The organism is Aeromicrobium sp. REDSEA-S32_B7 (assembly GCF_001626145.1).
GTDB lineage: Bacteria > Actinomycetota > Actinomycetes > Propionibacteriales > Nocardioidaceae > Aeromicrobium > Aeromicrobium erythreum.
Genome location: NZ_LUNF01000294.1, coordinates 1 through 6759 on the forward strand (window position 1 = coordinate 1; position 6759 = coordinate 6759).

At 72.3% G+C, this 6759-nt stretch carries 5 protein-coding genes and 1 pseudogene; 5 read left to right on the forward strand and 1 reads right to left on the reverse strand.

Annotated elements, in window-relative coordinates; all coding sequences use genetic code 11:
• Nucleotides 1–189: 189 nt before the first annotated feature.
• From A6Q79_RS17155 to A6Q79_RS17170, 4 genes and pseudogenes are all read left to right on the forward strand, one after another.
• A pseudogene (locus tag A6Q79_RS17155) lies at nt 190–1059 on the forward strand (carboxyl transferase domain-containing protein); the annotation flags it as partial.
• Nucleotides 1060–1366: 307 nt separating this feature from the next.
• Nucleotides 1367–3301 (forward strand): biotin carboxylase N-terminal domain-containing protein, encoded by a 1935-nt coding sequence (locus A6Q79_RS17160; protein WP_317698843.1) that lies wholly within the window; start codon nt 1367–1369, stop codon nt 3299–3301.
• Nucleotides 3298–4461: an acyl-CoA dehydrogenase family protein gene (locus tag A6Q79_RS17165; protein WP_067853114.1), complete on the forward strand. Its 1164-nt coding sequence runs from the start codon at nt 3298–3300 to the stop codon at nt 4459–4461. Before A6Q79_RS17160 ends, A6Q79_RS17165 begins: the two co-directional genes overlap by 4 nt.
• A gap of 141 nt (nt 4462–4602) precedes the next feature.
• On the forward strand, nt 4603–5349 hold the full coding sequence (locus A6Q79_RS17170) for an enoyl-CoA hydratase-related protein (RefSeq protein WP_286689540.1): 747 nt from the start codon (nt 4603–4605) through the stop codon (nt 5347–5349).
• 13 nt (nt 5350–5362) lie between these two features.
• Here A6Q79_RS17170 and A6Q79_RS17175 read toward each other — a convergent pair whose 3' ends face one another.
• Nucleotides 5363–6193 carry a hypothetical protein gene (locus tag A6Q79_RS17175; RefSeq protein ID WP_286689539.1) on the reverse strand — a complete coding sequence of 277 codons (831 nt, stop codon included), beginning with the start codon at nt 6191–6193 and terminating at the stop codon, nt 5363–5365.
• Between the two features lie 174 nt (nt 6194–6367).
• Here A6Q79_RS17175 and A6Q79_RS17180 point away from each other — a divergent pair.
• Nucleotides 6368–6759, forward strand: a 392-nt coding sequence (locus A6Q79_RS17180) for a DUF4232 domain-containing protein (RefSeq protein ID WP_317698844.1), incomplete at its 3' end; no start/stop codon positions are given.

Sequence of the window (6759 nt, forward strand, 5' to 3'; positions counted from 1 at the left end):
GACCGGAAGGCGTCGATGCAGGACGCCTGGTACTGACCCCCCGACCCGACCCACCCACCACGAGACAAGGACCACGACATGACCGAAGAACTGTCCCGTCCCTCGGCACTCGCCAGCCGCCACACCGCCCTGGGCTCCGGCCTCGAGGACTGGAACGGCATGGGGACCGCCTGGGAGTACTCGACCGACGCCTGCGACGAGCACGACGCCATCCGGCTCGGCCGCCAGGTGGTGCGCCGGCTCAACTGGCGCAAGAAGGGCCCCGAGCCGGTGGCCGACTACGCCGACCCCGTCCTCGACGAAGAGGACCTGCTGGGCATCGTCCCCACCGACCTGAAGATCCCCTTCGACCCGCGCGAGGTCATCGCCCGGCTCGTCGACGGCAGCGAGTTCGACGAGTTCAAGCCGCTCTACGGCTCGAGCCTCGTCACCGGCTACGCGCAGCTGCACGGCTACCCGATCGGCATCCTCGCGAACGCGCAAGGGGTGCTGTTCAGCGCCGAGGCGCAGAAGGCCGCGCAGTTCATCCAGCTGGCCAACCAGACCGACACGCCCCTGCTGTTCCTGCACAACACGACCGGCTACATGGTCGGTGCGGAGTACGAGCAGGGCGGCATCATCAAGCACGGCGCCCAGATGATCAACGCCGTCTCCAACTCCAAGGTCCCGCACCTGTCGGTCGTCATGGGCGCCTCCTACGGCGCCGGGCACTACGGCATGAGCGGACGCGCCTACGACCCGCGCTTCATGTTCAGCTGGGTCGGTGCGAAGTCGGCCGTGATGGGCCCCGCGCAGCTCGCGGGCGTCATGGAGATCGTCGCCCGCCAGTCGGCGGAGTCGAAGGGACAGCCGTTCGACGCCGAGGGCTTCCAGGGCGTCAAGGACTACGTCGAGCAGCAGATCGAGGAGCAGTCGCTCGCCTACTTCACGTCGGGCATGGGCTACGACGACGGCGTCATCGACCCCCGCGACACCCGCGCGATCCTCGGCATCTGCCTGTCGGCCATCCACACCGCCCCCGTCGAGGGCGCCCGCGGCTACGGGGTGTTCCGCCTGTGACGCGCGCACGCCGCTGGTCGAGTGCCTCCACGAGCGCCAGCGAGGGGAGGCGTATCGAGACCACCCCGAGCCGACGCTGGGACTCGCTCCACGCTGATCCGTTGCCGAGTGGTCTCGATACGTCACGACCAGCTCGCTGGCGCTCGCCGTCGTGCCTACTCGACCAGCGGAACCGTGTCGCTGGTCGAGTAGCGCGGAGCCGCTGGGGGCACCTCCCGCTTGCGGGGGCCGCAGGAGCGTGCTCCGGGCGTATCGAGACCACCCTGGCCGGATCAGCGCTCCTGCTGACGATCGAAAGGACCTCCTCATGATCCGCACCGTCCTGGTGGCGAACCGGGGGGAGATCGCGCGGCGGGTGTTCCGCACCTGCCGCGACCTCGGCATCCGCACCGTCGCCGTCCACTCCGACGCCGACGCCGACGCGCCGTTCGTGGCCGAGGCCGACGTGGCCGTCCGGCTCGAGGGGAACGCGCCCGGCGAGACCTACCTGCGCGCCGACCTCGTCGTCGACGCGGCCCGCCGCGCCGGCGCCGACGCCGTCCACCCCGGCTACGGCTTCCTGTCGGAGAACGCCGGCTTCGCGCGTGCGGTGGCCGACGCCGGCCTCACGTGGATCGGCCCCACGCCCGAGTCGATCGACGCGATGGGCAGCAAGATCCGCGCCAAGGAGCTCATGGCCGAGGCGGGCGTGCCGATCCTCAGCGTCGATCCCGGGACCGCACGCCCTGAGGACTTCCCGCTGCTCGTGAAGGCGTCCGCCGGCGGCGGTGGTCGCGGCATGCGCGTCGTCGAGCGCGCGGAGGACCTCGAGGGCGAGCTGACGGCAGCCGCCGCGGAGGCGGCATCGGCGTTCGGCGACGACACCGTGTTCGTCGAGCCGTACCTGCCGACCGCGCGCCACGTCGAGGTGCAGGTGCTGGCCGACACCCACGGCACCACCTGGATCCTCGGCGACCGCGACTGCTCCCTCCAGCGGCGCCACCAGAAGGTCGTCGAGGAGGCCCCCGCGCCGAACCTGAGCGACCCCGTGCGCCGCACCCTGCACGACGCGGCGCGAAACGCCGCCGAGGCGGTCGGGTACGTCGGTGCCGGCACGGTCGAGTTCCTCGTGGCCGACGGCCACGCCGACGACGGCCGCGTCTACTTCCTGGAGATGAACACCCGCCTGCAGGTGGAGCACCCCGTGACGGAGGAGGTGTTCGGCGTCGACCTCGTCGCGCTGCAGCTCTCCGTCGCCGAGGGCCACCCGTTGCCCGCCGAGCAGCCCGCCGGACCGACCGGCCACGCCGTCGAGGTGCGCCTCTACGCCGAGGACCCGGCCGACGACTACGCGCCGCAGACCGGCATCCTGCGCACCTTCGAGGTACCCGAGGGCCCGGGCCTGCGGACCGACTCCGCGGTGGAGTCCGGCTCGGTCGTCACGCACTTCTACGACGCGATGATCGGGAAGGGCGTCGCGCACGGCGCCGACCGCGCCCAGGCGGTGCGCCGGCTCGACGACGCGCTGCGTCGCACGCGCGTGCACGGCCTGACGACGAACCTCGGGCTGCTGCGCGGGGCCCTCGCCGACGAGGAGTTCGCCGCCGGGCGCGTGCACACCGCGCTGCTCGGGGAGCGGATCGAGGCCTGGACCCGTCCGCTGCTCGACGACGACGCCTTGCAGCGCTCGGCCCTCGCGGCGGCGCTCGCGCAGGCACGGTCGGCGTCCACGTCGTCGCCGGTCCTCTCCCGCATCCCGACCGCGTTCCGCAACGTGCCCAGCCAGCCGCGCACCCGTCGGCTGCGTCTCGGCGACGACGAGCTCGTCGTCGAGTACCGGGCCGAGGGCGGCAGGCTGGTCAGCGACCTCGCCGACGTCGTCTCCGTCGAGCCCGAGCGGGTGGTGCTCGCCGTCGACGGGGTCACGGAGGCCTACCGCGTCGCGGTCGGCGAGGAGACGGTCGACGTCGACGGCCCCGCCGGGTCGCTGTCGTTCGACGTCGTCCCCACGTTCGTCGACCCCGCCGACGTGTTGGCGGAGGGCTCGCTCCTCGCGCCGATGCCGGCGAGCGTCGTGAAGGTCGGCGTGGAGGCCGGTCAGCAGGTCGAGAAGGGCGACGTGGTCGTCGTCCTGGAGGCCATGAAGATGCAGCACACCATCACCGCGCCGACCGACGGCGTGGTCGCGGAGCTCGCCGTGACGGCGGGCCAGCAGGTCGAGTCCGGGGCCGTCCTGGCCGTCATCGAAGGGGATCCAGCATGAGCCAGTTCACCGAGTCCGAGGAGCGGCGCGAGCTCCGCAAGGCCGTCGCGTCGCTCGGCGCGAAGTACGGGGAGAAGTACTTCCACGAGGCCGCCGCCGAGGGCCGCAAGACCACCGAGCTGTGGGCGGAGGCGGGACGTCTGGGCTACCTCGGCGTGTCGATCCCCGAGGAGTTCGGGGGCGGGGGCGGCGACATCGGCGACCTCGCGGCGGTGTGCGAGGAGCTGGCGACGGCGGGCTGCCCGCTGCTGCTCATGGTGGTGAGCCCGGCGATCGTCGGCACCACCATCGCGCAGTACGGCACGCAGGAGCAGAAGGAGCGCTGGCTGCCCGGCCTGGCCGACGGCACTGCCACGTACGCCTTCTCCATCACCGAGCCCGACGCCGGCTCCAACTCCCACAACATCGTCACGCACGCCGAGAAGGCCGAGGACGGCAGCTGGGTGCTGAACGGCACCAAGACGTACATCTCCGGCGTCGACGAGGCGAGTCACCTGCTCGTCGTCGCCCGGTACTCCGACGCCCGGACCGGCAAGCTGAAGCCGGCGCTGTTCATGGTGCCGACCGACGCCGACGGATTCACGAAGCAGCAGATCGAGATGGGCGTCGTGAGCCCGGAGAAGCAGTTCACGCTGTTCTTCGACGACGTGCGCGTGGCCGCCGACGCACTCGTCGGCCAGGAGGACGCCGGCCTCGAGCAGCTGTTCGCGGGCCTCAACCCCGAGCGCATCATGGCCGCCTCGATGGCCACCGGAACGGCTCGCTGGGCGATCCGCAAGGCCGTCGCCTACGCCAAGGAGCGCGAGGTGTGGGGCAAGCCGATCGGCGCGCACCAGGCCATCAGCCACCCCCTCGCCCGGCTGCACATCGACGTCGAGATGGCCCGCCTGCTCACCCAGAAGGCCGCCGCGCTCTACGCCGCCGGCGACCTCATGGGCGCCGGCGAGGCCGCCAACATGGCCAAGGTCGCGGCCGGCGAGGCGGCGGCGAAGGCCGTCGACCAGGCCATCCAGACGCACGGCGGCAACGGCCTGGCGCTGGAGTACGGTCTCGTCCAGGCCGTCGCCTCCTCCCGGCTCAGCAACATCGCGCCGGTGTCGAAGGAGATGGCACTCAACTTCGTCGCCCAGTTCTCGCTGGGGCTGCCGAAGTCCTACTGAGCGGAGATTCCCAGGTCCACCTGGGAATCTCCCAGCGAGGCACGATTTTCTGACGTTTGCACGGAAAGCACTCCGTGCTTCGCTGGGATTACCAGGTCGACCTGGGAATCTCGGGCGCCGACGAGAGCTGAGGAGCTGGTCATGGCAGAGCTGGTGCACCTGGACGTCGCCGACGGGGTCGCGACGGTGACGCTCGACAGCGAGCACAACCGGAACGCGTTGAGTCGTCAGCTGGTGACGGAGATGGCCGACCGGCTCGCGCAGGCGGACGCCGACGCGGACGTGCGGGCGGTGCTGGTGCGGTCGGCGCACCGGGTGTTCTGCTCCGGCGCCGACCTGTCCGAGGCGGCGAGCGGCGGGATGGAGGAGGGCGCGCGGGCGATCGTGGCGCTCCAGCGCCAGATCGCGACCGCCGGCACGCCCGTGGTGGTCGAGCTCGCGGGGCCCGTGCGGGCGGGCGGGCTCGGCATCGTCGGGGCCGCGGACGTCGTGGTCGCGGCCGAGTCGGTGACGTTCGCGCTCACGGAGGTGCGGCTCGCCCTGGCGCCGGCGGTCATCTCCCTCACGCTGCTCGAACGCTTCACCGACCGGGCCGCGGCCGAGCTGTTCCTCACCGGCCGTCAGTTCGACGCGCGCGAGGCGCAGGCCGCCGGACTCGTCACCCGCGCGGTGCCCGATGCCGACCTCGCCGACGCGGTCTCGGCCGTGCTCGACGGCCTCGTGCAGGGCTACCCGCAGGGCCTGCGGGAGACGAAGCGACTGCTCAACCACGACCTCGTCGCCCGGATCGACGCTCTCGGCGGCGACGTCGCCGCGCAGTCGGCGCGTCTGTTCGGCAGCGACGAGGCACGCGAGGCCATGACAGCGTTCCTGCAGCGCAAGCGCTGACCGACAGGGCCGGTCAGTCGTAGGCGATCGGCATCCGGTCGACCCGGCAGTGCGCCCGGGGCGACTCGACGACCACGTAGCCGCCACCCGACCCCTCGAACCGTCGCAGCGAGAAGCCCGCGTCGTCGACGAGCGGCACGTCGACCTTCGTGATCTCGCTGGGCTGCACCTCCAGGAGCTGCGCAGGTCCGCCGGCCTCGAGCCGGACGTACTTCGCGGTCGAGTCGCTGTCGGACATGCCGATCGCGGCGGTGACGCGGTCGCACTGGCCCTCGGAGCGCCACCCCACGAACCCGTGGCTGCCGGCGTTCCCGTCGCTGCTGTACAGCCCGAGCGTCTCCCGCGGCGGCGTGCCGCCGTTGACGGTCCCGACCCAGCCGCGCTGGACGCCGCCGGAGGAGTAGTACGACTCGTCGTAGAGGTCGAGCCACGTCCAGCCCGTCACGGTGCGGGCCGGGCTGACGCCGCGCTGCGTGGAGCCGGCGGCCGGGGCGACGACGCGGTACTGCTGCGTGCCGGTGCGGCTGACGGTGACGCGGGAGGAGAAGGTCCGGGTCTTCGTGGTGCGCGGCGTGGCGATGGTCCTCCACGCGCCTGTGCCGACACGGCGCTGGACGGCGAGCTTCTTGCCGGTCGCCTTCGCGCCGCTGACCTTGCCGCTGAGCGTGAGCTTCTGGCCGACGTCGCGCTGGGCGTGGCTCGCGGTGAGCGTGACGCCGTAGGTCGCGGCCTCGGCAGGCGCGGCGAGGGCGACGCTGCCGGCGACGAGGGCGAGTGCTGCGAGGACGGTCCGGTTCGTGGGACGACGGTGCGCTGATCGACGCTGCTCGGGTCGACGGATCATGAGGGCCTCCAGGGGTGCCCTCGCAGGCTAGACCCGCGGCGGGCCCGGCGACCTGAAATCCGTGGAACCGCGTCCCTTCGGGGTCGTTCGACCCGGCGGCCGAAGAGGAAGAAGACGCGAAGAGTCCTTCCGCAGGCCTCGGCAGACCCTCGGCTCGGTCGTAGCGTCGAGAGCATGAAGACTCTGCCTCTCGTCGTCGCCGGGGCGCTGCTCCTGCTGACGGCCGGTTGCTCCTCGCACGACGCCTCCGACCCGTCCGTCGGGTCCGGGCGCCCCTCCCCGACCTCCACCACCGCGCCAGCCTCCACGGGACCGTCCGCGTCCGCGCCGCCGACCCCGACCTCCTCCCCGTCCGCCTCGTCGGCGCCGACGTGCACCACCGCCGACCTGCGCGTGACTGTGCGACCCGACCCGAACGGCGCTGCCGCCGGCAGCACCTTCGACGACGTGCTGCTGCGCAACACCGGCGGCACGACCTGCCTGATGACCGGGTGGCCCGGGGTCTCCTTCGTCACGGGCTCGCAGGGACGTCAGGTGGGTGCGCCCGCCGCACGTCAGGGCACGCC

Coding starts and splice junctions, on each gene's coding strand:
- A6Q79_RS17160 (WP_317698843.1), top strand. CDS start 1,367: ATGATCCGCACCGTCCTGGTGGCGAACCGGGGGGAGATCGCGCGGCGG.
- A6Q79_RS17165 (WP_067853114.1), top strand. CDS start 3,298: ATGAGCCAGTTCACCGAGTCCGAGGAGCGGCGCGAGCTCCGCAAGGCC.
- A6Q79_RS17170 (WP_286689540.1), top strand. CDS start 4,603: ATGGCAGAGCTGGTGCACCTGGACGTCGCCGACGGGGTCGCGACGGTG.
- A6Q79_RS17175 (WP_286689539.1), bottom strand. CDS start 6,193: ATGATCCGTCGACCCGAGCAGCGTCGATCAGCGCACCGTCGTCCCACG.